Annotated in this window: 1 protein-coding gene; it reads left to right on the top strand. The window is 64.5% G+C overall.

Annotation, left to right across the window (positions count from 1 at the left end; translation table 11 throughout):
* Positions 1-41: 41 nt before the first annotated feature.
* Positions 42-1,514: GEVED domain-containing protein (locus AB5T46_RS20370; RefSeq protein WP_370565938.1), on the top strand; the 1,473-nt coding region annotated here is incomplete at its 3' end.

The raw sequence follows: 1,514 nt of genomic DNA, 5'->3' as shown, positions 1-1,514 counted from the left end.
AACCACAAGGGCTGGTTCGTCAACTTCGTCGGGAGTTATTGATGATGTCCATTTCCCTCCGGGAAATGCCGTTGCCACGTATTGAAGAAACGAGCATGAAAGCAACGCACGGCCCGAGTCCCCACCGCGCAACGGTGCATGCCCCACGCGGCAGGCGGCATGTCGCCGCGATCCTGCTGGTGGGGCTGGCGGTCCTGCTCGGGATCGGGCCGGCGTTCGCGGACGATTTCTACTTCACGCGGACGCGTGCACTGGGTGGCGGCCCGGACAACGGCGAAACCGGCCTGTTCCGATGGAACGACGCCACGAATGCCCAAAGCCAGGTCAGTGGCGACGGCTCACCCCTTCGCCATCCCGTCAATGGGCGGATGACGGTGGACGCTATCGCGACCGACCTGTCGGGCACGCTCTACGGCTTTGCCATCGACGATATCTCGACGGCGGGTACTTTCCTGCCCTGGAGCACCGAGTTTGCCGACCAATGTACTGCCACCCAGCGTTCCAGGCTGGTTTCCATCAACACCACGACCGCCGAGATCGAATATGTCGGCACCTCCTGGCTCTCCGGACGCCAGATCACCGGCGCAGCCTTCGATGGGCAGGGGCGTCTATGGGTCTACGATTGCGTCTCGGCCAGCGCCCTTCAGATAAGCCCGTCGACCGGCGGCATCATCGGTGCTCCTGTTCCGGTCAACTTGGTGGGATTGGCCGGGTATGACTTCGACCTGGATTTCGCCGCCAACGGTACCGGGATCATTGGCTATGGCGGCCTGCAGTTCCTTGCTTTCAATCCGGACACGGGCTGGGTTGCGGATGTTCCGACCAATTCCCAGAACAACGGTTTCGACGGAATTTTTCAGCCGCCTTACATGGTGCCAGGCGTTGCCTTCACCAATCACCTCTCCGCGCGCAACGGAAGTCCGCAGGCCGAAGCCTGCCGATTGAACATAGGGGAGATCCGCGGGGCCGATGAACTGGGTCACCTCAACGATCCGTTCTTCGCCAACCCGTCGATAGCCCACAAGGACGTCGACAAGTACAACCCGCCGAATGTCGCGAACCACAATGCTGGTCCTGGCGACCTGGCACGCGTGGGCGGCCCGGCGCTGCCGGACTGCTTCTACGACTGGGGCGACGCGCCGAACAGCTACGGCACGCTGCTCGCAGGCAACGGAGCCAGGCATACGATCATCGCCGACAGCCCCTATCTCGGTGCCGGCCTGCCCGACTTCGAAATCGACGGCCAGCCAAACGCGGGCGCCACCGGCGACAACAGTATCGGCACCGACGACGAGGACGGCGTCGCCGTTCCGGCGCTGCCGGTCGGCGCGACCGCGCAGATCGAGGTCACGGCGGGCAATGTTGGCCCGGGCACGCTGCTGCAGGGCTGGATCGACTGGGCGGGCGACGGCAGCTTCGCCGAGCCGGGCGACCAGGTGCTCGTCGATGCGGCCGTGACGACCGGCACCAATACCTTCGATATCGCCGTGCCGGCCACGGCGACGGTCGGGACA

The organism is Luteimonas salinilitoris, assembly GCF_041300785.1.
Taxonomy (GTDB): domain Bacteria; phylum Pseudomonadota; class Gammaproteobacteria; order Xanthomonadales; family Xanthomonadaceae; genus Luteimonas; species Luteimonas salinilitoris.
The sequence above is the reverse complement of the archived record's forward strand: the minus strand, read 5'-3'. Positions and strand labels throughout refer to the sequence as shown.